Annotated in this window: 1 protein-coding gene; it reads left to right on the top strand. The window is 54.1% G+C overall.

The window, feature by feature from the left end; translation table 11 throughout:
• Positions 1 to 423, top strand: a 423-nt coding sequence (locus tag AC1M36_RS28525; RefSeq protein WP_479846527.1) for a hypothetical protein, incomplete at both ends; no start/stop codon positions are given.

Raw genomic sequence — 423 nt, 5'->3', positions numbered from 1 at the left:
CTAAAGCTGTGCGATTTGATATCGGCCAAAGTGCTTCCGTTGAAGTGATATCTGATCGGCTCCGCCGTCTCGGTGAGATTCAGCATATGATCTGGTTTGCCCCTCAGCCGGCTGATTCTGACAGCCATGATCAAAAAAGCGGGGTGCTGCAAATTTTCAGAGCGGCCAAAGCTCTTATCGGTCTCGGGTATGGAAAAGAGCAGCTCGGGATGACGGTGATTACGCACCAAGCACAGCCTATCACCCAATATGATGAGGTGCGTCCCGCTCATTCCAGTGTGCACGGTTTCGTCGGGTCTCTCGCAAAAGAACATCCGAGCTGGCACATCCGTCTGGCCGATCTTGAAGACGGGGGGGTTTTCCCCGCAGAAGACATATTCAGCCTGCCCCGCGACCGTACAGGTAAAGCATGGGTGCACAGAC

It is taken from the genome of Bacillus sp. Medicinal_06 (assembly GCF_056711665.1).
The sequence above is the reverse complement of the archived record's forward strand: the minus strand, read 5'-3'. Positions and strand labels throughout refer to the sequence as shown.